At 64.2% G+C, this 24,559-nt stretch carries 22 protein-coding genes; 10 read left to right on the plus strand and 12 right to left on the minus strand.

Annotated elements, in window-relative coordinates:
* Positions 1 to 147: 147 nt before the first annotated feature.
* The 4 genes from aspS to E6P07_RS04935 all read left to right on the plus strand — a co-directional run bounded on the left by aspS (position 148) and on the right by E6P07_RS04935 (position 4,846).
* Positions 148 to 1,926, plus strand: a complete 1,779-nt coding sequence (aspS, locus tag E6P07_RS04920; RefSeq protein ID WP_153974587.1) for an aspartate--tRNA ligase — start codon at positions 148 to 150, stop codon at positions 1,924 to 1,926.
* Entirely contained in the window at positions 1,923 to 2,375 is a 453-nt protein-coding gene (gene nudB / locus E6P07_RS04925; RefSeq protein WP_153974588.1) for a dihydroneopterin triphosphate diphosphatase, read from the plus strand. Before aspS ends, nudB begins: the two co-directional genes overlap by 4 nt.
* 79 nt (positions 2,376 to 2,454) lie before the next feature.
* Positions 2,455 to 4,254 carry an ABC transporter transmembrane domain-containing protein gene (locus tag E6P07_RS04930; RefSeq protein WP_153974589.1) on the plus strand — a complete coding sequence of 600 codons (1,800 nt, stop codon included), beginning with the start codon at positions 2,455 to 2,457 and terminating at the stop codon, positions 4,252 to 4,254.
* A gap of 100 nt (positions 4,255 to 4,354) precedes the next feature.
* Complete coding sequence (locus E6P07_RS04935) at positions 4,355 to 4,846, plus strand: low molecular weight protein-tyrosine-phosphatase (RefSeq protein ID WP_246172932.1); 492 nt, start codon at positions 4,355 to 4,357, stop codon at positions 4,844 to 4,846.
* On the opposite strand, the gene E6P07_RS04940 is transcribed toward E6P07_RS04935, so the two are convergent.
* The 4 genes from E6P07_RS04940 to rne all read right to left on the minus strand — a co-directional run bounded on the left by E6P07_RS04940 (position 4,827) and on the right by rne (position 10,744).
* Entirely contained in the window at positions 4,827 to 5,567 is a 741-nt protein-coding gene (locus E6P07_RS04940) for a DUF2334 domain-containing protein (protein WP_153974590.1), read from the minus strand. The two genes, E6P07_RS04935 and E6P07_RS04940, sit on opposite strands and share 20 nt — an antisense overlap.
* Positions 5,567 to 6,703 carry a glycosyltransferase gene (locus E6P07_RS04945; RefSeq protein ID WP_153974591.1) on the minus strand — a complete coding sequence of 379 codons (1,137 nt, stop codon included), beginning with the start codon at positions 6,701 to 6,703 and terminating at the stop codon, positions 5,567 to 5,569. Before E6P07_RS04945 ends, E6P07_RS04940 begins: the two co-directional genes overlap by 1 nt.
* The gene (locus E6P07_RS04950) at positions 6,697 to 7,893 is read right to left on the minus strand and encodes a sulfotransferase (protein WP_153974592.1); all 1,197 of its coding nucleotides are present in this window, start codon (positions 7,891 to 7,893) and stop codon (positions 6,697 to 6,699) included. Before E6P07_RS04950 ends, E6P07_RS04945 begins: the two co-directional genes overlap by 7 nt.
* Before the next feature lie 127 nt (positions 7,894 to 8,020).
* Complete coding sequence (gene rne, locus E6P07_RS13875; protein WP_246172934.1) at positions 8,021 to 10,744, minus strand: ribonuclease E; 2,724 nt, start codon at positions 10,742 to 10,744, stop codon at positions 8,021 to 8,023.
* Positions 10,745 to 11,352: 608 nt separating this feature from the next.
* On the opposite strand from rne, the gene E6P07_RS04960 reads away from it, so the two are divergent.
* Genes E6P07_RS04960 through E6P07_RS04970 form a run of 3 tightly spaced genes read left to right on the plus strand, consistent with a single transcriptional unit; the run spans position 11,353 to position 14,059 of the window.
* Positions 11,353 to 12,351 carry an RluA family pseudouridine synthase gene (locus tag E6P07_RS04960; protein WP_153974593.1) on the plus strand — a complete coding sequence of 333 codons (999 nt, stop codon included), beginning with the start codon at positions 11,353 to 11,355 and terminating at the stop codon, positions 12,349 to 12,351.
* Between the two features lie 3 nt (positions 12,352 to 12,354).
* Complete coding sequence (locus tag E6P07_RS04965) at positions 12,355 to 13,014, plus strand: HAD-IIIA family hydrolase (RefSeq protein WP_153974594.1); 660 nt, start codon at positions 12,355 to 12,357, stop codon at positions 13,012 to 13,014.
* 34 nt (positions 13,015 to 13,048) lie between these two features.
* Positions 13,049 to 14,059: a S49 family peptidase gene (locus E6P07_RS04970; RefSeq protein ID WP_153974595.1), complete on the plus strand. Its 1,011-nt coding sequence runs from the start codon at positions 13,049 to 13,051 to the stop codon at positions 14,057 to 14,059.
* 7 nt (positions 14,060 to 14,066) lie between these two features.
* On the opposite strand, the gene E6P07_RS04975 is transcribed toward E6P07_RS04970, so the two are convergent.
* The 6 genes from E6P07_RS04975 to nth all read right to left on the minus strand — a co-directional run bounded on the left by E6P07_RS04975 (position 14,067) and on the right by nth (position 21,129).
* A complete protein-coding gene (locus E6P07_RS04975; RefSeq protein WP_153974596.1) occupies positions 14,067 to 14,675 on the minus strand; it encodes a hypothetical protein in 609 nt (202 codons plus the stop codon).
* 215 nt (positions 14,676 to 14,890) lie between these two features.
* Complete coding sequence (locus E6P07_RS04980; protein WP_153974597.1) at positions 14,891 to 18,019, minus strand: efflux RND transporter permease subunit; 3,129 nt, start codon at positions 18,017 to 18,019, stop codon at positions 14,891 to 14,893.
* Entirely contained in the window at positions 18,016 to 19,137 is a 1,122-nt protein-coding gene (locus tag E6P07_RS04985) for an efflux RND transporter periplasmic adaptor subunit (RefSeq protein WP_246172935.1), read from the minus strand. Before E6P07_RS04985 ends, E6P07_RS04980 begins: the two co-directional genes overlap by 4 nt.
* Before the next feature lie 176 nt (positions 19,138 to 19,313).
* The gene (locus E6P07_RS04990; RefSeq protein WP_153974598.1) at positions 19,314 to 19,847 is read right to left on the minus strand and encodes a hypothetical protein; all 534 of its coding nucleotides are present in this window, start codon (positions 19,845 to 19,847) and stop codon (positions 19,314 to 19,316) included.
* 186 nt (positions 19,848 to 20,033) lie between these two features.
* Positions 20,034 to 20,468 (minus strand): DUF1841 family protein, encoded by a 435-nt coding sequence (locus E6P07_RS04995; RefSeq protein WP_153974599.1) that lies wholly within the window; start codon positions 20,466 to 20,468, stop codon positions 20,034 to 20,036.
* Positions 20,455 to 21,129 (minus strand): endonuclease III, encoded by a 675-nt coding sequence (gene nth / locus E6P07_RS05000; RefSeq protein WP_153974600.1) that lies wholly within the window; start codon positions 21,127 to 21,129, stop codon positions 20,455 to 20,457. Before nth ends, E6P07_RS04995 begins: the two co-directional genes overlap by 14 nt.
* A 109-nt stretch (positions 21,130 to 21,238) precedes the next feature.
* On the opposite strand from nth, the gene E6P07_RS05005 reads away from it, so the two are divergent.
* The 3 genes from E6P07_RS05005 to E6P07_RS05015 are packed head-to-tail and all read left to right on the plus strand — an operon-like array spanning position 21,239 to position 23,161.
* Positions 21,239 to 22,003: a lytic transglycosylase domain-containing protein gene (locus E6P07_RS05005; protein ID WP_153974601.1), complete on the plus strand. Its 765-nt coding sequence runs from the start codon at positions 21,239 to 21,241 to the stop codon at positions 22,001 to 22,003.
* A 16-nt stretch (positions 22,004 to 22,019) separates the two neighbouring features.
* Positions 22,020 to 22,466 (plus strand): hypothetical protein, encoded by a 447-nt coding sequence (locus E6P07_RS05010; protein ID WP_153974602.1) that lies wholly within the window; start codon positions 22,020 to 22,022, stop codon positions 22,464 to 22,466.
* Between the two features lie 17 nt (positions 22,467 to 22,483).
* On the plus strand, positions 22,484 to 23,161 hold the full coding sequence (locus tag E6P07_RS05015) for a YiaD family glycine zipper/OmpA-like lipoprotein (protein ID WP_153974603.1): 678 nt from the start codon (positions 22,484 to 22,486) through the stop codon (positions 23,159 to 23,161).
* A gap of 52 nt (positions 23,162 to 23,213) precedes the next feature.
* On the opposite strand, the gene cydX is transcribed toward E6P07_RS05015, so the two are convergent.
* Together cydX and cydB are read right to left on the minus strand one after the other, a co-directional pair.
* On the minus strand, positions 23,214 to 23,333 hold the full coding sequence (cydX, locus tag E6P07_RS05020) for a cytochrome bd-I oxidase subunit CydX (RefSeq protein ID WP_153974604.1): 120 nt from the start codon (positions 23,331 to 23,333) through the stop codon (positions 23,214 to 23,216).
* A gap of 80 nt (positions 23,334 to 23,413) precedes the next feature.
* Positions 23,414 to 24,556 carry a cytochrome d ubiquinol oxidase subunit II gene (gene cydB / locus E6P07_RS05025; protein ID WP_153974605.1) on the minus strand — a complete coding sequence of 381 codons (1,143 nt, stop codon included), beginning with the start codon at positions 24,554 to 24,556 and terminating at the stop codon, positions 23,414 to 23,416.
* Positions 24,557 to 24,559 lie beyond the last annotated feature (3 nt).

The following is a 24,559-nucleotide window of genomic DNA, read 5'->3' on the forward strand; positions in this document are numbered from 1 at the left end:
CGGCGTGGCCGCGAACAGATCCGGTTGGTTCGATGACTTCCCTTGCGCCAAGCCGTTGCGGCCAGTAATCTCTCACGCCTTTTCATGATGGCTCCGGCCCTGTTCCGCCGGGTCCGTCCACCTTGATTTAGACGGGGCGATAGAGCGATGCGCACGCAGTATTGTGGGGATTTGAGCAGCCAGCATATCGGCCAGGAGGTCGTCCTCTGCGGCTGGGTGCAACGGCGGCGTGATCATGGCGGGGTCATCTTCATCGACCTGCGCGACCGCGAGGGTCTGGTTCAGGTCGTGTTCGATCCGGATCGTCCCGAGGTGTTCAAGCGTGCCGAACAGGTGCGCAGCGAATACGTGCTCAAGATTACCGGACGGGTGCGGGCGCGTCCTGCGGGCACGGCCAACCCGGATCTCGCGACCGGTGAGATCGAGGTTCTGGGAGCGGATCTGGAGATCCTCAACACCGCCGAGACCCCACCGATCCATCTCGACAGCCACGCCGCAGACGCCTCCGAGGAACTGCGTCTGCGCTATCGCTATCTGGACCTGCGCCGCCCCGAGATGCAGGCGCGTCTGCGCACCCGCAGCCGGGTCACCCAGGTGATGCGCCGTTTTCTCGACGCGCACGGTTTCCTTGACATCGAGACGCCCATCCTGACCAAATCGACCCCCGAGGGCGCGCGCGACTATCTGGTGCCCAGTCGCACCCATCCGGGCGAGTTCTTCGCGCTCCCCCAGTCGCCCCAGCTCTTCAAACAGCTCCTGATGATGTCCGGGTTCGATCGCTATTATCAGATCGCGCGCTGTTTCCGCGACGAGGATCTACGCGCCGATCGTCAGCCCGAGTTCACCCAACTCGACCTTGAGGTCTCGTTCATGGACGAGGACGAGCTCATGGGCCTGATGGAGGCACTGATCCGGGAGCTGTTCCGCGCGGTGATCGGCGTTGAGCTGCCCGATCCCTTTCCGCGTCTGACCTATGCCGAGGCGATGCGCCGCTTTGGCTCCGATCGGCCCGATCTGCGCATCCCTCTGGAGCTGATCGATGTCGCTGATCTCATGGCGGGGGTGGAGTTCCAGGTCTTCGCCGGTCCGGCGGCGGATCCCGAGGGGCGCGTGGTCGCGCTGCGTCTGCCCAAGGGCGGTGCGCTCTCACGCAAAGAGATCGACGGCTATACCCAGTTCGTCGGCATCTATGGCGCCAAGGGTCTGGCCTACATCAAGGTCAACGAGTGGACGACCAAGGGGCGTGAGGGGCTGCAATCACCGATCCTCAAGTTCCTGCCCGATGCAACGGTCGCGGGTATCATGAGCCGCACTGGCGCCGTGGATGGCGACCTGATCTTCTTCGGCGCCGACAAGGCGCGGGTCGTCAATGAATCGATGGGCGCCTTGCGCGTCAAGCTCGGCCAGGAGCTAGGGCTGCTTGACGGCGAATGGCGTCCGCTGTGGGTGGTCGATTTTCCCCTGTTCGAGCGCGACCCGGTCAATGGGCGTTGGGTGGCACTGCATCATCCCTTCACCGCCCCTAAGGAGGAGCACCTCGGCCTGCTGGAGAGCGATCCGGGCGCCTGTCTATCGCGCGCCTATGACATGGTCTTGAATGGCACCGAACTCGGCGGCGGCTCGATCCGTATCCATCGCGACGCGGTGCAGCGTCAGGTGTTCAAGCTCCTCAACATCAGCGATGAACAGGCCGAGGAGCGCTTCGGCTTCCTGCTCAAGGCGCTGCGCTTCGGCTGCCCGCCACATGGAGGACTCGCCTTCGGTCTGGATCGGCTGGTGATGCTGATGACGGGCGCAAGCTCCATCCGCGACGTCATGGCCTTCCCCAAGACCCAGACCGCGGCCTGTCTCCTCACCGATGCCCCCTCGACGGTCGACGAGGCCCAGCTCAAGGAACTGTCGCTGCGTCTGCGGACACGCGCTTGAGCTTGGGCGAACACAAGCGGGCGCAGTCGGCGCTGGTCGTCGTCTGCACCCGTGGCGGTGAGTTCCTGCTGATGCGTCGTGCCTGGCCAGAGGGGTTCTGGCAGTCGGTCACGGGCAGTCTCGCGCCCGGCGAGACCCCCCGACACGCCGCCGCGCGCGAGGTCTGGGAAGAGACCGGACTGCGCGCCGGTGGGGCGCTGATCGATCTACGCTGGTCGGTACTGTTTCCGATCATCCCCGCCTGGCGTCATCGCTATGCGCCCAATGTCTGCTTCAACCGCGAATATCGCTTCGCCCTGGTGCTGGATTCGCGGCGTCTGGTGCGGCTCAATCCGCGCGAGCATCTCGAATACCGCTGGCTCCCGGCACGCGAGGCGGTTGCGCTGGCCGGCTCCTGGACCAACCGCGAGACCATCCAAGCCGTCGAGGCCCATCGGGCCTGGCTTTGAGCCTTCAGGCAGTTGCCCCCATCTCCCGGCGACTGCCCAGCGCCTGACCCGATAACCCGCGAACCGTTCGACCCAATCCATGCGCGACATCAAAGCCAACCTCGTCGATCGACCCGCCACCCGTAATCTGATCGCGCTCAAGCGGCTGCTCCAGTTCGCCTGGCCCTATCGCCGACGGCTGGCGCTAGCGCTCGGTGCCCTCTTGATCGCCGCTGGTTCGGTGCTCGCCTTCGGTCAGGTGATCCGGGTGGTGGTCGATTCGGGGCTCGGGACGGGATCGGCGGCGGCGCTCGATCGTGCGTTGCTGCTGTTTCTGTTCGTGGTCGGGGTCACCGCCGGGGCCATCCTCGTGCGTAGCTATCTTCTCAACTGGCTTGGCGAGCGGGTGGTGGCCGACATCCGTCAGGCCGTCTTCGAACGGGTGCTGGCCTTGGATGTCGCCTTTTTTGAGACCACGCGCACCGGCGAGGTCATTTCGCGGTTGACCAGCGACACGGCCATTCTGCAAGTGGTGGTCGGCTCGACCCTGGCGATGGCGATCCGCACCCTGCTTTTAATCCTCGGTGGGGTGTTAATGCTCTTGATCACCAGTCCGGAGCTGACCGGACTGGTCCTGGCCGGTCTGCCGATCGTCATCGTCCCGGTCTGGGTCATCGGGCGGCGCGTGCGCCGGCTGTCGCGCGCCAGTCAGGATCGTATCGCCGACGTCGGCGCCTATGTCGATGAGGTCATCCATGGTATCCGCACCGTGCAGTCCTTCTGTCACGAGCCGATCGATAGCCGCCGCTACGCCGCTCAGGTCGAAGCGGCGTTCGAGGTGGCCATGCACCGGTCGCTAGCGAGCGCGCTGCTGTCCGCGATCGCGACCCTGCTGACCTTTGGGGCCATCGGCGTGGTGCTCTGGATCGGGGGACATCGGGTGCTGGAAGGCACCCTGAGCGGCGGCGAGCTGTCGGCCTTTCTGTTCTATGCCATCGTGGTCGCTGGGGCCGTGGGATCTTTGAGCGACCTCATCGGGCAACTGTTACGCGGTGCCGGGGCCAGCGAGCGGCTGATCGAGCTCCTGGAGACCCAGCCGGCGATCCTGCCGCCCGCCGTGCCCGAGCCCCTGCCCAAACCGGGGCGCGGTCGGATTGAGCTGCGCGCAGTGCGCTTCGTCTATCCCTCGCGTCCGGATACACCAGCGCTCGACGGGCTGGATCTGACTATCGAGTCGGGCGAGCGAGTGGCGCTGGTTGGTCCTTCGGGGGCGGGCAAATCGACCCTGTTTCAGCTCCTGCTGCGCTTTTATGATCCGAGCGAGGGGAGCGTGCTGTTCGATGGGGTCGATCTGCGCCGGGTCGCTCTGCACGACCTGCGCCGCCGCATCGCCCTGGTCCCTCAGGATCCAGTGATCTTTGCGACTAGCGTCTGGGAGAACATCCGCTATGGTCTGGAAGGCGCGAGCGACGCGGACGTGCGCCGCGCCGCCGAGGCGGCCCATGCGCTCGAGTTCATCGAACGGCTCCCCCAGGGGTTCGACGCCCAGCTGGGCGAGCGCGGGGTGCGGCTGTCGGGCGGTGAGCGTCAGCGCATCGCCATCGCCCGCGCCTTGTTGCGCGATCCGGCCCTGTTGCTGCTCGACGAGGCCACGAGTGCGCTCGATGCCGAGAGCGAGCGGCTGGTCCAGCAGGCACTCGAAGCCCTGATGCAGGGACGTACCAGCCTCGTCATCGCCCATCGTCTGGCCACGGTGCGCACCGCCGATCGGATCCTGGTGATCGACCGGGGGCGAATCATCGCCTCGGGTCGGCATGATGAGCTCCTGGCCCAGGGTGGACTCTATGCCCGGCTGGCAGCGCTCCAGTTCCAGGATCTCGCCGAAAGGCCACAGCCCTAGTCGAGTCCCATGCGTCAGAATTAAGGGCAGCTGGTATCGAGTAAACCCTGACTGAATCCAGGTGAGTCGTGATTAAGTCGCCACAACAGAGCGGATTGCCATGAGTACTAAAAATAACCCGGTCCGGATCCTGTTTGTCTGCATGGGGAATATCTGTCGATCGCCCACCGCGCACGGTGTGTTCCGGCAGCTGGTGAACGACGAAGGTCTGGCGCACCGTATCGAGATCGACTCGGCCGGTACCCATGCCTATCACATCGGTGAGCCGCCAGATCGACGCGCGCTCGACACGGCGCGCATGCACGGCATCGATATCAGTGATTTGCGCGCTCGGCTGGTGGGGCCGGACGACTTTCGAGACTTCGATTATGTGTTGGCGATGGACCGCGACAACTACGAGTATCTGGCGCGCCTCTGTCCCAAGGGACTGGAGGAGCGGCTCAGGCTGTTCATGGACTTCGCGCCCGAGCTAGGCATCCGCGAGGTACCAGACCCCTACTATGGCGGTCAGCGCGGTTTCGAGCAGGTGTTCGACATGATCGAGGCGGCGGCGCGCGGGCTACTGCTGGACGTCAAGAATCGCCATCTCTGATGGCCTCATCCTCTGCGTCGAGCGCGTCATAGTCGGCGTAGTGCCGGAAACGGCGCAGATCGGCGTGTAGATCAGCGGCCAGCGCCAGTTCCGGATCATAGGGATGCACACCCAGGCGCAACCAACCGCGCGCCTGGGCGCGTGCACGGTTGTAGCGATTCCAGAGTCGAATGATCGGGATGCGCCAGGCGGCATCGGCCTCATAACCGAGCAGTGGCAGCGGATGAAAGCGCCCCGTTCGGGTGGCGATCACACCGCCGAAGACCTCACAATACTCGAACGGCAGCTCGACCAGTGCCGCGCGTGTCACCCGACCCAGGGCCCAGGCGGGCGGGACATAGAGCCGGGGTGCGCCCAGTCCATGCGCACCGAACCAGTCATGGCAGCGGCGCATAAGCGCAAGTCGCCCAGACGTATCGAGCGTCAGGTGCTCGGCGACGTTGCGCGAAACGAAGCACGCATGGAGCCGGTGCCGGATCCCACCATAGCGCTCGACGCGATGGATCCAGCCATGTCCGGCCAGTTGATGCCCCCGTGCGGCATACTCCCTGAGCACCGCAAGCTGCGCCTCGCTCCAGTCCAGACCCGGGACCACCAGCAGCGTGATCGGATACACGCCCGCAGCCTCGAGCCATTCGACCAGAGGCTGCACGCGCGTCAGGGTGGCGGGCATGACGTCATGTACCGAGACTAGGGTACGGATCGCCGCAGGCACATCCATCATTCGGATTCCGGAGCGAGCATGCGGATCCAGTGACGCAGGTTGCTCGCGTTCAATGCGGCCGCCGCCGCCCGGGCCTGCTGGGCCCGTTGTTCGCGGACCTCGGGCGACAGGTCGCACAGTCGTTCCAGGGCCGCCGACAGGGATTCGCCCTCTTCGATCACGAACAGCCCCTGACTGAGCTGCTCCCAGCTCCGGATACCACAGGCCGGGGAGACCAGCACTGGGCGCGCCCGGGCCATGGCCTCGAGGGCGATGGTGCCGAAGGATTCGATCCGAGACGGCAGGATCAGCGCCTCGACGCTATCGATCAGATCCAGGATCCGTTCCCGTCGCACCCAGCCGATGAGCCGCAGATTCGGGAGCCCAGCGGCCTGCGCCTCGAGCCAGCCCTTGAGCGGGCCATCGCCCGCGATCAGAAATTCCAGGTCCGGCAGCGCGCGCGCCGCCGCGACGATCGCCTCAAGGTTCTTTTCTGGTGCCAGACGTCCGGCAAAGAGCACGCGCTCGACCCTAGGACGCAGCGGGGTCGGCGTGCGATCGAGGAAGCGTTTGGGGATGGGTGTGGCCATCAGTTCCAGCCGCTGGGCGCCGATCGCGCGTGCGACCTCCAGCATCGACTCGGAATTGGCCAGCACCACCCGCCCGTGCTCGAACAGGTGTCGATGACAGGCGCGCAGATAGGCGTTGGCCAAGCGCCTGCCCAGCCCCCAGTGCGGAAACAGATCGGTCAGCGCCTCGAAGTGCGTATGGAAGCCCACCACGAGCTCGACCCCAAGCCGGCGCGCCAGATGCAGCCCGAACAGTCCGTAGGGGCCGGGCGTCGGCACCACGATCACCGTGGGGGCAAGCCGTTCCAGTCGCCGGCGGATGAAGGCCCGCGATGGCACCAGGATGCGCTGGGTCGGATCGCCCGGTAGTGGCAACGATAGACCACCATGCCAGCGCCCATTGTGATGACGCGGTGCAATCAGGGCCACCCGGGCCCCGGCCGCGCGCAGATGGTCGGCCAGATCGCGGTAGTAGGCCCCAACGCCATTGCGCTCGGGTGCCGCGTCGGACAGGATGGCGACCCGCAGACCCACGGCCGAGGCCTCATCCACGGGCGTCGTGTCGGGTTCGGATCCGGTCAGCATGTGGCGTCGGGTTCCAGGCTGGGTTCCGGGGCTTGGATGGCCCGTGCGGCAAGACGGACATAGAGTGCGCCGAGTTCGGCGACGATGTGTTGGATGTTTGGCCCGAAGTGCTCGGGCCGGTAGTCGTGGCCGCTGCGATAACGCCTGGAACGTTCGGTCTCGAGCCTCAGGATGCGACGGAAGTCGTCGCTCAGCTCCAGACCCAACTGGGCATGGACGCGCTCCAGGGTGGTGCCCAGGTCGCTATTGAGCGTCTGCATCGTCACCCAGGCGCAGCGCGACTCGGGCAGGGCAGCGAAGACCTGCTCCAGATGCCGGTAGTAAAACCCGAGTTGGGCGCTCAGACGCTCGGGCAGATCCGGGGCCACCGAGAGACTGTCAAACAGGGCCAACCCGGACTGGATCGAACTTAGCTGCGAAGGCAGGGTGCGCTCGGGTTCGCGCAGACAGAGGATGAAGCGGGCATCGGGGAATTCGGCGACCAGACTCCCGGCCAGGGGTGCAAAGGCGGCGTTCTTCGACAGCAGCCGTTTGTCGGGGCCATGGACATAGAGATGGCGTTGCAGACAGCCACGATAGAAGGCCAGCAGCCGACGACGCTCAGGCTCTGGCAGGTCGCGGTCGAAGGTGCCCAGGTGCCAGATGGACTCGGCGTGCGCCAGCGGCAGGACCAGGATGAAGCAGGCCAGCGCCGGCATCAGGGCGAAATAGTCCTCTTCTGGCGTATCGAGCCGCATCGGATGGACCGCATCCAGGCCGCTGAAGGCGTGTCGCTCCAGCCAGCCGATCAGACGCGCACCCGGGCGTCCGAGCAGGGCGTCGAGGCGCGCCAGCCCCAACCAGACATAGCGCGCGCTGATCGAGAGGGCGAACAGACACTCCCAGGCGTGGAAGGTGGTGTAGCGCGCGTCCTGGGCCAGTACCTGATGCAGATAGGTGGTCCCACTGCGCGGGACCCCGAGCACGAACAGTGGTTCGCGGATCTGGACGCGGCGGTAGCCGGGAAAGAGGAGCTCGTCGAGCAGCAGACCCAGCCAGTGCAGCCCCTGGACCAGGGCAAACAGCGGCAGGAACAGCGTCATGACCAGCCGGCGCTTGCGACTCGGATGGGGCTGGCCGGGCGCGGGGACATAGGCCCGCCAGGCGATCGCGGCGAAGCGTTTCAGAGTGGCGAGCAGGAGTGACAACATCGACGGCTCCTCGTGTTTTGCACGAAGCACGCCATCCAATCGCGTTGCGAATCCAAGGTCAAGGCGTCATTGGATCCGCTGGGGCGATCGGATGGCAGCGCGGGTCTTGGTGAGACGCCGAATCGTCTCAGGTGTCCTGGTCCATCGGGTCCGACTCGGCACGGCGCTCCGCCGCGACCTCGATGGACATGCCGTCTGCGCGCTGTGGTGGCGTGGTCGCTTCGGGGGCGATCGCGTTCACGGGCGGCGCTGCAAGCAAGGGACGTTCGACCGGCGTCTGGAATTGGGATGGCGCGGCAGGTGTCGTCGCTTCTGTACGCTTGGCCTCGGGTGGGTTGGCCGAATCGGCGTCTGGGCAGTGGCTGGACGCCTCCCCTGGTGCCTCCTGGGGCTCGATATACGGTTGCGTCATCTCACCGCTGGTCGAGTGCTCGGCGCTCGCCGCATTGCCTTCCTGCGCCTTGTCGTTTGCGCGCAGCGTCGCGGGGCGGCGCCGGTTGCGTCCGCCGCGACGCCGACGCGATGAACGTGGACGCTCGGCGCTGGGCGCGGCTGTCTCGGTCTCAGTGCTGGATTGAGCCCTCTCCGTATCGGTCTCGGTCGGGTCGATGGGCCAGTGCTCGCCCGCGTCACTCGACTCAGGCACGGCGGGCCGCGTCTCAGGTGGTTTGGTTATCGCGGCCAGATCACCCGACATATCGCTCGACTCGAGGGTCCGCTCCTGACGTAACGGGCGCGCTGGAGTATTGCCATTGGCGCCGCGCGACTCATCGGGGCGCGTTCCGCTGGTGTTTGGAGTGAAGCTGCGTCGCCCACGTCCACGCGTGCCATTACGGCGCCGGTCTTCGCGCGCACCCGCGGCGTCGCCGCCCTCGTTGTCTGCATCCCCTCGCGGCTGGAGCGGATCCTCCATCGACTGTGATGGGTTGCGTCGCGGCTCGTTGCGGGTGCTCTCCGAATCCTCGCCGAGGACGCCGCTAGCGCTTATCGCACGCTCGTCCAGCCTGGATACCGCCGGCGGCTGGGGGGCGGTGCTGGATCGCCCATCGGCCTCGGCGCGCTTGTCGGCGGGCTGAGGCTGGGTGTGACCCGTCTCGTTGGTGCGCGAGACAAAGAGCCCGGTCCAGATCCGCTTGAGCAGGCTCTCGGATTCGGTGCGCTCGGTCTCTTTGCGACTGACCTCGGTCGGTGGACTCGGGTATGGACGCTCGGTCTGCCGCGGCGCGGGCGTGCTCGGGGCGATCAGCTTGACTGCCGGCTCCTCGCTGCGCGCGGGCTGGCCGCCGAGCTTGGCATAGGGCGGCACGGATGCGCTCGGCTCGGGGGCCGTCTTCATCGCGTAGCTCGGCTGTTCCTCGGGGAGTCCCTTGGCGAGGTCCTGGGTGCGGATGCGCTCGATCTTGTAGTCGGGGGTCTGGAGGTGCTCGTTGGGGATGAGCAGGATCTCGACCTCATGGCGCTGCTCGATGTCGAGGATGGCGCGCCGCTTCTCGTTGAGCAGGAAGGTCGCGACGCTCACCGGGAGCTGGGCCTGGAGCCGCTCGGTGCTGTCTTTCATGGCCTCCTCCTCGAGGAGGCGCAGGATCGAGAGCGCAAGCGATTCGACACTGCGAATGGTCCCCTGGCCCTTACAGCGCGGGCAGACCTGCTGGCTCGACTCGCCGAGCGAGGGGCGCAGGCGCTGGCGCGACATCTCCAGCAGACCGAAGCGCGAGATGCGTGCCATCTGTACCCGGGCGCGGTCCTGCTTGAGCGCCTCGCGTAACCGCTCCTCGACTGCGCGCTGGTTCTTTGGCGGCCCCATATCGATGAAGTCGATGACGAACAGCCCGCCGAGGTCGCGCAGACGCAGCTGGCGCGCGATCTCGTCGGCGGCCTCGAGATTGGTGTTGAGCGCGGTCTCCTCGATATCGGCGCCCTTGGTGGCACGCGCCGAGTTGATGTCGATCGCGGTCAGGGCCTCGGTGTGGTCGATGACGATCGATCCACCTGAGGGCAGGCGTACCTCGCGCTGGAAGGCCGACTCGATCTGGCTCTCGATCTGGTAGCGCGTAAAGAGCGGTACCTCATCCTGATAGAGCCGCAGTTTTTTGAGGTTCTGCGGCATCACCTGCCGGATGAAGTTCTCGGCGCGCTCATAGACGGCGCGGTCGTCGATCACGATCTCGCCGATGTCGGCACGCAGATAGTCGCGGATCGAGCGGATGATGACGTCGCTCTCCTGATAGATGAGGAACGGCGCCTTGCGGCTCTCGCTGGAGTGGACGATGGCCTGCCAGAGTTGAAGCAGATAGTCGAGATCCCATTGCAGCTCCTCGACGCTCTTGCCGACCCCGGCGGTGCGCACGATCAGCCCCATGTCCTCCGGGATCTTAAGCTGGCTCATGGCATCCCGCAGCTCGGTGCGCTCCTGACCCTCGATGCGTCGCGATACGCCGCCGGCGCGCGGGTTGTTGGGCATCAGCACCAGATAGCGCCCGGCGAGCGAGATGAAGGTGGTCAGCGCCGCACCCTTGTTGCCGCGCTCCTCCTTGTCGATCTGGACCATGACCTCGCGGCCCTCCTTGATCGATTCCTTGATGTTGACGCGCGCGCCGGGCTTGATGCTGTTTGGCTCGAAATAAGAGCGCGCGATCTCTTTGAGGGGCAAGAAGCCGTGGCGCTCGGCGCCATAGTCGACGAAGGCGGCCTCTAGGCTAGGTTCGACACGGGTGATGATACCTTTGTAGATATTGGCCTTTTTCTGTTCGCGTCCTGGCGATTCGATATCGAGGTTATAGAGCAACTGCCCGTCGACAGTGGCCACGCGCAACTCTTCCGGCTGAGTTGCGTTGATGAGCATGCGTTTCATGTTGTTCCTATCCTGCGCACCAGTGCGCGTGACCCGTGGTTGGGCGCCGCGCCCCAGGGTTTTGATTGCAAACCCAAGCGGGCGGATCGGCGCGTCGCCATTTGACGCTCGAGTGGTGCGAGCACGGCGTCGGCACAGTCCGTTCAGTCGACGACCTCGTGTCGGGCTGGAACGGGCACGCGCTTATGAACCATCGTTATGCAGGGCCACTTGAGGCCCCACGTCTATTCGGGCGGTCTAGATCGATAGACCACCTGCTTCGGAGCGGCGGAGGTGACACCGGCACGGCTGGCGTCCTCATCGGGCGACTCGGGAAGGGCGCTGGGTGTAGAATTCGACCTTGCTCGACGTTGCCAAGCAGGCTTCATGCACGGCGGCCCCGAGGTGGCCTGGTCGGGTGTCGGATACCGGTCTTGGGTCCGTGGGTCGGACTGGCGCCCTTGTAATGGGCGTTGGGCGCAAACCCCCTGGATGCACTTGCCGCTCCGGAAAAATTCCGTGTTTCACTTGGCCAGCGCAAGGCGTCAATGGTAGCAGTGAACCCTATTTAGCAGCAATTGAGCCAAACGTTCAGGTTCAAACCCAGATTGAAAATTTCAGCCTCCACGATGAACTCAGGCATCGCCGATCATCCGCTCTCGTCCCTTCAAGGTGGGGATGCGGCGAAAGCGCCACAATATCTCCGGATCGATGACCAGTCCGAGGGTCAGCGGATCGACAATTTTCTGTTGCGCGTCCTCAAGGGTGTGCCGCGCAGTCATCTCTATCGCCTGCTCAGGCGCGGCGAGGTGCGTGTCAACAAGGGGCGGATCAAGGCCGAGTATCGCTTGAACGCCGGGGATGTGGTGCGCATCCCGCCGATCCGGCTCGGTGAGTCTGCATTGCCCGCGCGATTGACCGCGTCTCAGTTGGCGCGGCTGGAGGCGGCGATCATCCATGAAGACGAGCGTCTGCTGGTGATCGACAAGCCCTCGGGGCTGGCGGTGCATGGTGGCAGCGGTCTGAGCTATGGTCTGATCGAATCGCTGCGTCAGCTGCGTCCCGGACGGGAGCTCGAGCTGGTGCATCGGCTCGACCGCGACACCTCGGGCTGTCTGGTCGTCTGCAAACGGCGGAGTGCGCTGCGCGAGCTCCATGCCCTGATCCGCGAGGGTCGCATGGACAAGCGTTACCTGGCCCTGATCCTGGGCGAGCTGCCGCGCGCGGAGTTGTTGGTCGAGGCGCCGCTCAAGAAGAACGTGCTGAGCAGCGGCGAGCGTCTGGTGCGGGTCGACCTGCGCGAGGGCAAGGAGGCGCGCACCCGCTTTCGGCGTCTCAAGCGCTTTGCGTTCGACGGACGGATCCTGACCCTGGTCGAGGCGGGGCTTCTCACTGGGCGTACCCATCAGATCCGTGTCCATGCCGCCCATCTCGGCACACCGCTGGCCGGCGACGACAAATATGGCGACCCGGCGGCCAACCACTGGCTCAAGGGCTATGGACTAAACCGGTTGTTCCTCCATGCCTCGGCGCTGAGTTTCAAGCTCGAGTATAGGGTTCGTCCGCTGCGTCTGGAGTGCCCACTGCCGGCTGAATTGCAACAGGTGCTCGGTGTCCTGGAGAGCTGAGACTTGGACTTTGAACTGATCGTTTTCGACTGGGATGGAACCCTGATGGATTCCGAGGCGCGGATCGTCACCTGTATCCAGGCGGCCTTCCGGGATCTGGGACTGCCCGAACCCATGACCGAGACCGCGCGCGACGTCATCGGACTTGGGCTGGACGAGGCGATGGCGCGTCTGCTTCCCGCAGGGGATGCGGGATTGCGCGCCCAGGTGGCGTTGCAATACCGTCTTCACTTCCTGGGCGACGACCAGCATCCCTCGGAGCTCTTCCCGGGCGCGCGCGAGACGCTCGCCTGGATGGCCGAACAGGGCTATCGACTGGCGGTGGCCACGGGCAAGAGCCGCGCGGGTCTGAACAAGTCACTCGCCGAGACTGGTCTGGAGGCTGTCTTCCATGCCACACGCACGGCGGACGAGACCTTCTCCAAGCCGCATCCCCAGATGTTGCTGGAGCTCATGGCCGAGCTCGGGGTCAGTGCTGAAAAGACGCTCATGATCGGTGATACCGAATACGACCTACAGATGGCCAACAATGCCGGGGCACGCTCGCTGGCGGTCTGTTATGGCGTCCATGATCCAGGGCGGCTGATGGCTTGCGGTCCGCTCGCCTGTCTCGATTCACTCTGGGCGATCCGCGACTGGCTGAGCGCCAGGCGGGCCGACTGACTTCCGCTGTCTCCACTGTACCCCGAGGATCGTCATGAGCTGGAAATTTTGGAAGCAACACCGCGAACCCATGCCGGCACCCGAGCGACCGGACTGGGAGCGCGTCCTGATCAACCGGCTCGTGGCCGAGTATCTGGATGACCAGCGCAAGCGGCGACGCTGGTCGACCCTGTTTAAGCTGCTGATCCTGGTCTATCTGTTCGGCGTGCTGGTCGCGGTCAACAGTCAGGGGCTGTCCGAGGCGGTCAAGGTCGGGGAGGATCACACGGCACTGATCGAGATCAATGGCATCATTGCCGCCGATTCAGACGCCAGCGCCGATCGCGTCATCACTGCCTTGCGCGCCGCCTTCGAGTCCAAGCATGTCAAGGGCATCATCCTGCGCATCAACAGCCCGGGCGGTAGCCCGGTCCAGGCCGGCTACATCAACGACGAGATCCGGCGTCTGAAGGAAAAATACCGGAAGGACCATCCCGGCAAGGACATGCCGGTCTATGCCGTGGCCGTCGATCTCTGTGCCTCAGGTGGCTATTACGTCGCCGCTGGGGCCGATGCCATCTATGTCGACAAGGCGAGTCTTGTCGGATCGATCGGGGTGCGGATCGACAGCTTCGGTTTCCAGAAGGCGATGGAGGAGCTCGGGATCGAGCGGCGTCTGCTGACGGCCGGGGTCAATAAGGGCATCCTTGATCCCTTTTCACCGCTCGAGCCGGCCCAGCGCAACTTCATCCAGGGCGTGCTCGACCGGCTGCACCGCCAGTTCATCGCCGCCGTGAAACAGGGCCGCGGCGACAAACTCAAGGGTGGGGACGAGCTCTTCAGCGGATTGTTCTGGAGCGGCGAGGAGGCGGTCGAGCTGGGGCTGGCCGATGGTCTGGGCAGCTCCAGCCAGGTGGCGCGCGAACTGATCAAGGCCGAGAAGATCGTCGAATACACCAAGAAGCGCGACCTGCTCGAATCGATCGCCAAGCGGTTCGGCGTGTTGGTCGGCGTCGGGTTGTTGGAAGGACTGGGCGTCTCGACCGCTCTGAACCTGCCCCATTGAGGCGGCCTCAGTGGGTGAGGGCAGTCTGGAGCGCCTCCAGATCGAGCCGCTCGAAATAGGCCTCGATCGGCTTGCTGTCGGCCAGGTGGCTGCCCTTACCCTGGATCACCAGTCGGTTACCGACCATGAGGGTGATCTCATAGTCCTGGGTGTTGGCGGCGTGCTCCAGCATCCCGCGATAGCCCTTGAACGAATAGGTCTTCATGTCGGGGTTGTTCTGCATCACGAACGGCATGGACATGGCCATGGTCAGCATCGGCATCAATGGCGAGTCGGCCATCAGTCTGAGCGTGATCTCGGCGCCATCCTCGCGCCGGTAGCTCCGGGTCAGTGTGGTGCCCGTAATCACGGCCGCGATGCCGCCAGCCTGCGACCTGGGCTCATCTGCCGTCCAGCCGGGGAGCGGTTCTGGCAGGAGCTTGACCAAATTGGCCGTCATCTGTTCCTGGATCTTATTGACCGCGAAATTGAGCGTCTCGATGGCGCTTCTCAGCTCGCCGGACTCATAGGCCTTGCGGGCGGCTTCGATCTGATCACTTACCTCGTCGGCCTGGATGGAGCCGGTCAGACAGAGGGCAGCGACGAGCAATAGTGGCTGGGTGCGTCGAATGCTCATGGGTTGATCTCCAAGTTTTATTAAGGTGGCCCATAAAGACCATCGGGCCAAAAGGCTAAAACACGCTTCGAGCGGTCTTCCGGGAAGGCGTGAACAATAGAGCAATTTCAAAGCCCTGCCCCTGTCAAGGTAGATCTCAGCAAAGCGGGAGCTCAGTCATGGATAATCTTGGTTGTACAGGAGTGGCTTTATATAAAAACATAAAAATCAATTATTTAATCGAATTCGATCCGGTGCTCGGCCAGTTCCCGCTCCAACTGTCGCCGGACTGTCCCAGGCGATCCGCTATGGCGTGCCAGCCGGTCATAGGCTACAGGCACCACGAACAGGGTAAAGACCGTCGCCGCCAGCACCCCGGCGAGGATGACGATCCCTAAGACCGTGCGCGTCTCGGCACCGGCGCCACTGGAGAGCAACAATGGGATGGCCCCGGCGGCGGTGGTGACGCCGGTCATGAGGATGGGCCGCAGCCGCGTCTCGCTTGCCGCGATCAGGGCCGCGCGAAACTCCAGCCCCTGATCGCGTAGCTGATTGACGAACTCGACGATGAGGATACCGTTCTTGGCCGCCAGACCCACCAGCATCACCAGCCCGATCTGGCTGAAGAGATTGAGCGTCTGGCCAGTAAGCCACAACCCAAGCAGCGCCCCGGCCATGGCCAGGGGCACCGTGAGCATGATGACCAGCGGCTGGACCCAGCTCTCGAACTGCGCGGCCAGCACCAGATAGACCACGATCAGCCCCAGCACGAAGACGAACAGCACCCCCTCGGCGCTGCTTCGGAAGTCACGACTCTGACCCTTGTAGTCGATCTGGGCGTACTGGGGCAGATGGGCGCGGACCTTGGATTCCAGGTAAGAGAGCGCATCGCCGAGCGCCAGCCCTGGGGCCAGACTGGCCTCGAGGGTGATGGCGCGGATGCGGTTGAAGCGGTTGAGGCTCGGCGACGTAGCGGTCTCGATCACGCGCGCCAGGCTTGCGAGCGGGATCAGGGCGTCGCTATATGCCGAGCGGACATAGAGGTTCTCCAGACTGGCCGGTGTGCGCTGTTGATCGCGTTCGCCCTCCAGGATGACGTCATACTCCTCGCCCTGATCCAGATAGGTCGTCACCCGGCGCGAGCCGAGCATGGTCTCGAGGGTGCGCCCGAGCGTGCCGATCCTCACCCCGAGGTCGGCGGCGCGGTCGTAGTCGATCTCGACCCGCAGTTGCGGCTTGGTCTCCTTGTAATCCCAGTCGATGCCGGTCAGACCCGGATTGTCCTGCTCGATCGCGGCGAGCAGGGTGTCACGCCAGGCGGCCAGTTCCTCGTAGCTGCCGCCACCGATGACGAACTGGACCGGCTTGCTGGTGCGTGCGCCGAAACCCTGACGCATGACTGGGAAGGCGCGTACCCCCGGCAGATCGGCGAGCCTGGCGCGCACCTCATCCATGATCACCCAGGCCGAGCGGCGCTTGTCATGGCGGTCGAGCACCAGGGTGATCATGCCGGTGTTGAAGGTCGCGGTGTTGGAGAAGGCGCGCGGACTGCGCACCAGCAGGCGGATCGCCTCGCCGCGCTCGACATAGGGCATGAGCCGGCGCTCGATCTCTTCCATGTAGGTCTTCATATAACTGTGGGACGCCCCCTCGGGTCCGTTGACCAGGATGAAGAAGGCGCCGCGATCCTCGCGCGGGGTGTATTCCTGCGGAATGCGTTCGAACAGCCAGACGGCGGCGCCGAGTGTACCGATCAGCGCCAACAGGATGATCCAGGGCCGGCACAGCAGGAATTCGAGCAGACGCCGATAGGGCCTTCGGATCGCCAGGAAGCTGCGTTCGATGTGCTCGGCGAGTCCGGCGGGCGCGCCTGCGGGCCGATGTCCCGCCGGCAGCACCCTGGAGGCCAGCATCGGTGACAGCGAGAGGGCGACGAAGGACGAAAAGACCACGGCAGCGGCCAGGGTGAGCGCGAACTCGGAAAATAGCCGTCCCAGATCCCCTCGCAGGAAGGCGATCGGGGTGAAGACCGAGGCCAGCACGGTGGTGGTCGCGATCACGGCGAAACCGACCTGACGTGTACCCCGGTAGGCGGCGACCAGCCGCGTTTCACCATATTCCTCCATGCGCCGGTGGATGTTCTCCAGCACCACGATGGCATCGTCCACCACCAGCCCGATGGCCAGCACCAGGGCGAGCAGGGTCAATATGTTGATCGAGAACCCGAGCGCAAAGAGCACCGTGAAGGTCGACACGATCGACACGGGCACTGTGACTGCCGGCACCAGGGTCGCGCGCCAGTTGCCCAAGAATAGAAAGATCACCAGTACCACCAGCGCGATGGCGCTGGCGAGCGTCTTGTAGACCTCCTTGATGGCCTCCTCGACGAACACCGAGCTGTCGAAGCTCTGGCTCAAGTGCATCCCTTCAGGCAGGGAGCGGTTGATGCGTGCCATCTCGGCCTTGGCCGCCTGGGCGACGGCAAGGGTGTTGGCGGTCGATTGCTTGACGATACCCAGTCCGACCATGGGCCTACCGTTGCCGCGAAAGAGGGTGCGTTCTTCCTGGGTGCCGCGCTCCACGCGCGCCACATCACCGAGCCGTACCAGATAGCCATCCGCGCCACGCTTGAGCACCAGCCGTGCGAAGTCGTCTGGGGTGCTGAAGGCGCGCTCGATGCGCACGCTGAACTGGCGGTCGATCGACTCGATCTCGCCGGCCGGCAGCTCGATGTTCTCGGCGCGCAGCGCGTCCTCAACGTCTGTGACTGTCAGTTCGCGCGCGGCCAGGGCGCGGCGGTCGAGCCAGACGCGCATCGCATAGGTCTGCTCGCCGCCCAGCCGCACCCGCGCCACGCCGTCGAGTACCGAAAAGCGATCGACCAGATAGCGGCGTGCATAATCTGAGAGTTCGGGGACCGTCATCCGCTCGCTGGAGAGGTTGAACCAGAGGATGACGTCGTCGTTGCTGTCGACCTTCTGGATCTCGGGCGGATCGGCCTCACGCGGGAGCTGATCGAGGATGCCGGAGACACGGTCGCGGATGTCGTTGGCGGCACCGTCGAGGTCGCGGGCGATGCCGAACTCGATGGTGATGCGCGAACGCCCGTCCTCGCTGGTCGATTCGATGGTGCGGATGCCCTCGACCCCGGCGATGCGTTCCTCGATGACCTGGGTGATGCGGGTCTCGACCACGGCTGCCGCCGCACCGCGATAGGTGGTCTCGATTGAGACCACGGGTGGGTCGATGTCCGGAAACTGGCGCAGCGGTAGCCGATCGAACGCGACCAATCCGAAGGCGACCAGCAGGGATGACAGGACGCCGGCCAGGACCGGGCGAGTGATGGAGAGGTCAGAGAGGATCAAGGCAACTGCCCCAGCTCGGCTTTGGCTGGGCGGGTGCCCGGCACGGACGAGACGCCGGGGATGAGTCGGATCGGCTGACCGGGACGGATCTTCTCCTGACCCTCGGTGATCACGCGATCCCCAGGCCTCAGTCCCTCACGGACCTCGACCCAGCCGGGAATGCGCGTACCGATGCGGATCCGGATCTGTTCGGTCGTCAGCCCAGACGCGCCCTCCATGACCCGCAGTACGAAATGTTCCTGTCCGCGATGCAGGATCGCCGCCTCGGGGATGGTGAGCGACTCGCGCGGGTCGAGCATCAGCACCACCTGCATCAGGAGTCCAGGTTTGAGGCTGAGGTCGGGATTGGGCAGGATGGCGCGCACCCGCACCGAGCGCGTGACCGGATCCACACGGCTGTCGATACTGCGCACTACGCCCTTGAAGACGCGTGTGCCGAAGGCCGCACTCGTGGCCTCGATGCCGAGTCCAGGCTGGAGCGCGGCGAGATGGACGCTGGAGACGCTAAAGTCGAGCTTCATGAGCCGGTCATCGTCAAGGGTCGTGATCAGATCCCCTGGTGTGACCAGTGCGCCCGGGCTGACGTTGCGCAGACCCAGCACGCCATCGAAGGGGGCCTTGATGAAGCGGTCGGCTAGGCGCGACTCGATGGCAGCGAACAGGGCGCGTGCCGTGTCGAGATCACGCTTACGCTCGTCGAGCAGGGATTCGGAGGCCGCGCGCTGGGCCACGAGCGACTTGACCCGGTTGTATTGTCGCTCGGCCTCACGCAGGCGCACGCCGGCCTCTTCCAGTAGGGCGTGCTCCTCGGCGCTGGTCATCTCGACCAGCGGGTCACCGGCGCGCACCCGCTGGCCATCCTCGAAGTGCACCACCGAGATGGTCTCAGTCACCTTGGAGGTGATGGTGACCGATTCATTGGCCTTGAGTGTGCCCAGGGCCTCGACCCGCTCGTCGAGCGACTGGGCGCGCGTCTCGACCGCCACCACGGGCGTGACGGTCGGCGTGGCTCCGGGTTTGGCCGCCCAGGCACTTGGCGCAACTGGCCCGATCAGTAGCGGGATCAGGATGGAAATCGAGAGAACGCGCATCAATCGGGACTCGATCTGTGCTGTCATGCATCACGCCGAGTGTGTCCAGGGGCGGTGGACGCGACACCCTATGTTAGGTGTTCGGCTCTACGGAGAGTTCCTGGTGGCGCAGAAACACAACCGGCCCTGTCAGGGTAATGACAGGGCCGGTTGTTGTCTCAGGGCCTTGCGCTGGGGTCAATCACTCGACCCGGTGCGCCGCTTCAATGGGTCTGGGTCGAAGACTCGACCGGGGCCTGGGCCTGATGCTGGGGCAGCTTAGCAAGATGGCGGCTCGGATGTTCGGCGCGACGTTCCTCGATCCAGTGCTTCATGGCCTCGCGGTGCTCCTCGATCCGCTGCTTGACCTGTTCGCGATAGGCGTCCATCTCGCGACGATGTGCCTCCAGTGAATCAGGCATGGCCGGGAACTGGCCGAGTTCTGGCCTCTTGGGGAGCTCGGACGCCTTCGGATACTCACCGAACTCAGGGGCGGCCGGAGGTTCAGGGGACGCGAGCCAGGCCGGACGGTTGCGGTCGAACCAGGCCCGTTGCTGCTCGAAGAACTGGCGTTGTGCCTCGAACGCCTCGCGCATGGCCTTGTCGTGTTGTTCAAACATCGCCTGTTGCTGCTCGATCAGGGCCTTGAACTGATCGGCACTTGGTGCAGTGGCTGGATAGGGCGCGGCATACCAGGCAAGGGACGTGGTCGTGGTGGCGATGAGCGCGATGGCGGAGGCGGCTTGGATCAGCTTCATGTGACACACCTTAAAGTTCGAAAGACTTGTTCAAGGTTCGATGCACCGCATTTGAGTGTTTGGCGACAAGTAGCGATGCGTTCTGGTAGATCGATGTGGTTCATTATATAAGAAAATTATGAAATATCAATAGCTAATACCCTGGCCGACCTCGGAGGGGATCTGGGGACAATCTTGGCAGACGGTCTAGGCGCGGACCTCTCGGTGGTCGATGCAGTCGAGATAGCCGGCCTCGTCAAAGGGCAGGCGCTGATGCTGAACGCGCCAGAGCGACTCGGCCAGACACTCCATGATCGCATGCTCGACCTGATGCGGATCGCCGAGGTGGGTAAGCAAACGCTGGTAGCGTTCGCGGATACCCCGCGGCTGATCGATACTGAGCTGTTCAAGAATCGCCAGATGGAGTCCCAGATGCAGAAAGGGATTGGTCTGGCCCAGTTCGGGCGGAAAGTCCTGATCAAGCGCGCGGGTGCCATCCTCTAAAAACGGCCAATACTCTGGGTGACGACGCATCAGTTCGACGATTTGGGATTCAATCGGCCCTAACGGCGCCTGGGCCTTAGCCTTGCGCCAGGCCTCGAGAAAGATCCGGCGGTGTGTCTGACGGTCAGTGCTGAACATGGTCAAGGGTGTTGGATGGAGCGGGGTGAGGTGGGGTTTTGTCCGGATACTCGCACAGGTCGGCGATGAGACATTCTGGGCAACGCGGTTTGCGCGCGGTGCAGACATAGCGTCCGTGCAGGATCAGCCAGTGGTGGGCATTGCGCTGAAACTCGCGCGGAACCTGATTCAAAAGCCCCTGCTCGACCGCCGCCGGCGTCTTGCCCGGTGCCAATCCGGTACGATTGGCGAGCCGGAAGATATGGGTGTCGACCGCCATGGTCGGCTCGCCAAAGACGGTGTTGAGAATGACGTTGGCGGTCTTGCGTCCGACGCCGGGTAGCGCCTCCAATGCTGCCCGGTCGCGCGGAACCGCGCCACCATGACGTTCGATCAGGAGCGCGCAGGTCCGAAGGATATTGCGCGCCTTGGTGTTGAATAGACCGATGGTGCGGATATGCGCCTTGAGTCCGTCCTCGCCCAGGGCCAGGATCGCCTCCGGTGTATTGGCGCGGGCGAAGAGTCTGGCTGTGGCCTGATTGACGCTCTTATCTGTCGCCTGAGCTGAGAGCATCACGGCGATCAGTAGCTCGAATGGGGTGCGATAGACGAGCTCGGTCCTAGGGTTCGGATTGACTGTGCACAAGCGGGCGAAGATTTCATGACTTTTCTCGGCATTCATGGTTGCATTGTTGGTTTGAGTGTCGTTTGATGCATCATCATCGGCCCGATCATGATTCTTCTGGATCATCCCAGCTGTCTTGAAATCTGGGCTTTTCATGCAAACTCTGATGAACCAGAAACCGATCGCTCGATTGTCCACGCTGCTGTTTGCGCTGATCCTTCCGCTGTCCGTTCTCGCTGAGGGCGAGAACGCAGCGGTAAGCCCGGTCGATCCGGGTCGGCCGCTGCTGCCGACGCCGCCCGACCGGCCCAAGCCTAGCCGCACCCAGGTTCAGGCCATGATTCCGGAGGTCGCTCGGCGTCATGGTGTCGAGGAGGCGCTGGTGCATGCGGTGGTGGCCGCCGAGTCGGACTATGATGCCCACGCCGTCTCGCAGGCCGGTGCCGTGGGCCTGATGCAGCTCATGCCGCCGACCGCCGCCGACTATGGTGTGACCTCGCTGGACGATCTGTTCGATCCCAAGATCAATCTCAATACCGGCACCCGCCATCTCAAGCGCTTGCTGCGCAAGTACAATGACGACTATGGGCGCGTCATCATGGCCTATAACGCGGGCGAGGGCGTGGTCGATCGCACCAACAGCCAGGTCACCTATCTGGAGACGCTCAACTACACCGAGGCCGTCATCCGTCACTATCGGCGCAATGGCGGGACAGCGCCTACGCAGGCCGCGCTCGAACAGGTGCAGGCACTGCGCGGCGTGCGCAACGCCGGACAGGCCCGGCGGCTGTTGAAAAAATATCTCGACCCATCACTCTTATCACTCAAGGTCCAGCCGACGTTGGACGTGCGCTATCTCAATCCGGCCCTCCACGACAGCGCTCCAGAGAGTAGGCCCATGTTCGAACTCGACAAGACCATCATTCGCTGAAATCGTTGATCAGGGTATGAATCAAACAATCCAAAAACTGCGCCAGATTGCTCAGGACAGCACCCTAAGCGCCGAGGACAAGGTCATTGAGCGGCATGAGATCCAAGCCTCCTGTGCGGAGCTGGCCGCGCCCCTGGTTCAGGCCTTTCGGGATGTCGCAGGTGAGTTCGTGCGCGTCTCGGTACTCAGCCGTATTTGGCCCGGCGACTATGACCGTCGCGATGATCGCGTTTCCGGATTGTTAATCCAGTGGATCGGTCCGGAGTCCGCCCCACATGGGCTGAAGCTGGCCGTGCCCAATGGTTCGCTCACCTTCGAGGTGACACTCAAGCGCGACGGCTCGCCTGTCTTTACCTGCGTGCGCGACACGCTCGGGCAGCGTCCTGCGATCATGGACTTCGCCAACCGCGACGATTGGCTGGAGTTCTTTTATAAATCCATCGCCGATCTGGTGGAACTTTGACGGACAGGGGCAACCGCATGACTCGACTGAATACCAGGACACTAGTTCTCTCCGGCGTGGCTGCCGCACTCGTCAGTGGCTGTGCCGCCGATGGCTCGGGTCTGACCGAGACCGGGCGCAGCGCCGCTATTGGCACCACGGCGGGCGCGGCGACCGGTGCACTCATCGGCTCGCTGAGCGGCGACGCAGGCAAGGGGGCACTGATCGGTGCCGTGGGCGGTGCCCTGGTCGGGACCATGGTCGGTTCCTACATGGAGGAGCAGAAGCGCGACTTCGAGCGACAGCTTGCACCCGAGATCGCCGGCGGCGTCATCCGGGTCCAGAAGTTGCCCGACAATCAGCTCCTAGTCGGTATGACCAGCGCGACCGCCTTCGAGGTCGACTCCGACCGCATCCAGCCGAGTTTCTACAGCACGCTCGACAAGATCTCGGCCATCGTGCGCAAGTACGGCAAGACCCAGCTCGCCGTCTCGGGTCATACCGACAGTACGGGATCGGCGGCCTACAATCAGACGCTCTCTGAGCGGCGCGCCGCCTCGGTCGGATACTATCTTGAGCGTAGTGGCGTGCTACCGCAGCGCATCTATTTGTCCGGCTACGGCATGAATCAGCCCATCGCCAGCAACGCCACAGAGCAGGGGCGGCGACTCAACCGACGGGTTGATATCGTCATCATACCGATCACCCAGGGGTGACGGATACCAAAAACGCGGCCTGGGCCGCGTTTTTCGTGGGTGTGTCCGAGGTTCAGCGGGATCGCTCGTCGTCAGCCGTGCCCTGACACTGATCAGACTCATACCAGAGTACATTGATGACGCCGAAGGCCAGCGCCAGGAGGACGCCGAGTATCCAGGAGAAGTACCACATGGCTTGTTCCTCGATGAATCAACGGATGACTTGAACCTGTCGCCGGAACATCGTTGGGGTTCGGCGACAGGAAAGGGCGCTCAATAGGCGAGATGATCCTGCGCGCGGATCTCCTCGACCGTCACCCGCCGCCACATCTTGGCATAGGTCCAGGTGGTATAGGCCAGGATCAGCGGCACGAAGATCACCGCGGCCCAGAACATCACCGTCAGGGTCAGATGGCTTGAGACCGCGTCCCAGACCATCAGACTGCTGTTGGGGTTGGTACTCGACGGCATGATGAAGGGGAACATGGACGCGCCAGCGGTGACGATGATCCCGGTCAGCCCCAGGCTGCTGGCGACCAGACCCCAGCCGGGCCGGTCGGACATCGAGGCCAGCACCGCCAGCCCCATCCCTGCAAAACCCAGTAACGGGAACAGCAGCGTCCAGGGGTAGGCCGAGTAGTTGGCCAACCAGGCGAAGCCCTCGCGCACGACCTCCTTGGTCAGCGGATTGGGCGTGGCATCCAGTGCCGGCATCGAGACGACCTTGTAGCCATCCACCCCGATCGTCAGCCAGACACCGGCCAGCGCAAAGGCGACGATGGTGGCCAGACCTACCTTCTTGGCCACGCCCTTGGCCCGGCCTGCGATCGGCTCCTCCGTGCGCAACTGGAGCCAGATCGCCCCATGCGTGACCAGCATCCCGAGGCTGATCAACCCGGCCAACAGCGCAAAGGGGTTGAGCAGTCCGAAAAAGCTGCCGCTGTAATAGGGGCGCAGCAGGTCGTCGAGATGGAAGGGCACGCCCTGGAGCAGATTGCCGAAGGCGATGCCGAACACCAGCGCCGGTACCGCGCCGCCGACGAACAGGCCCCAGTCCCAGGCGTTGCGCCAGCGCGGATCAGCGATCTTGCTCCGATAGTCGAAGCCGACCGGGCGGAAGAAGAGCGCAAACAAGGCAAGCAGCATCGCAAAATAAAAGCCGGAGAAGGCCGCGGCATAGACCAGCGGCCAGGCAGCGAAGATGGCCCCGCCGGCCGTGATCAGCCACACCTGATTGCCGTCCCAGTGGGGACCTATGGTGTTGATGATGACGCGGCGCTCCTCGTCGGTCTTGCCCAAGAAGGGCAGCAGGGCCCCCACGCCCATGTCCAGCCCATCGGTGACGGCAAAGCCGATGAAGAGCACACCCACGAGCACCCACCAGATGAACTTCAGGGTTTCATAGTCGAGGATCATGAT

This window comes from Thermochromatium tepidum ATCC 43061 (assembly GCF_009664085.1).
Classification (GTDB): Bacteria; Pseudomonadota; Gammaproteobacteria; order Chromatiales; family Chromatiaceae; genus Thermochromatium; species Thermochromatium tepidum.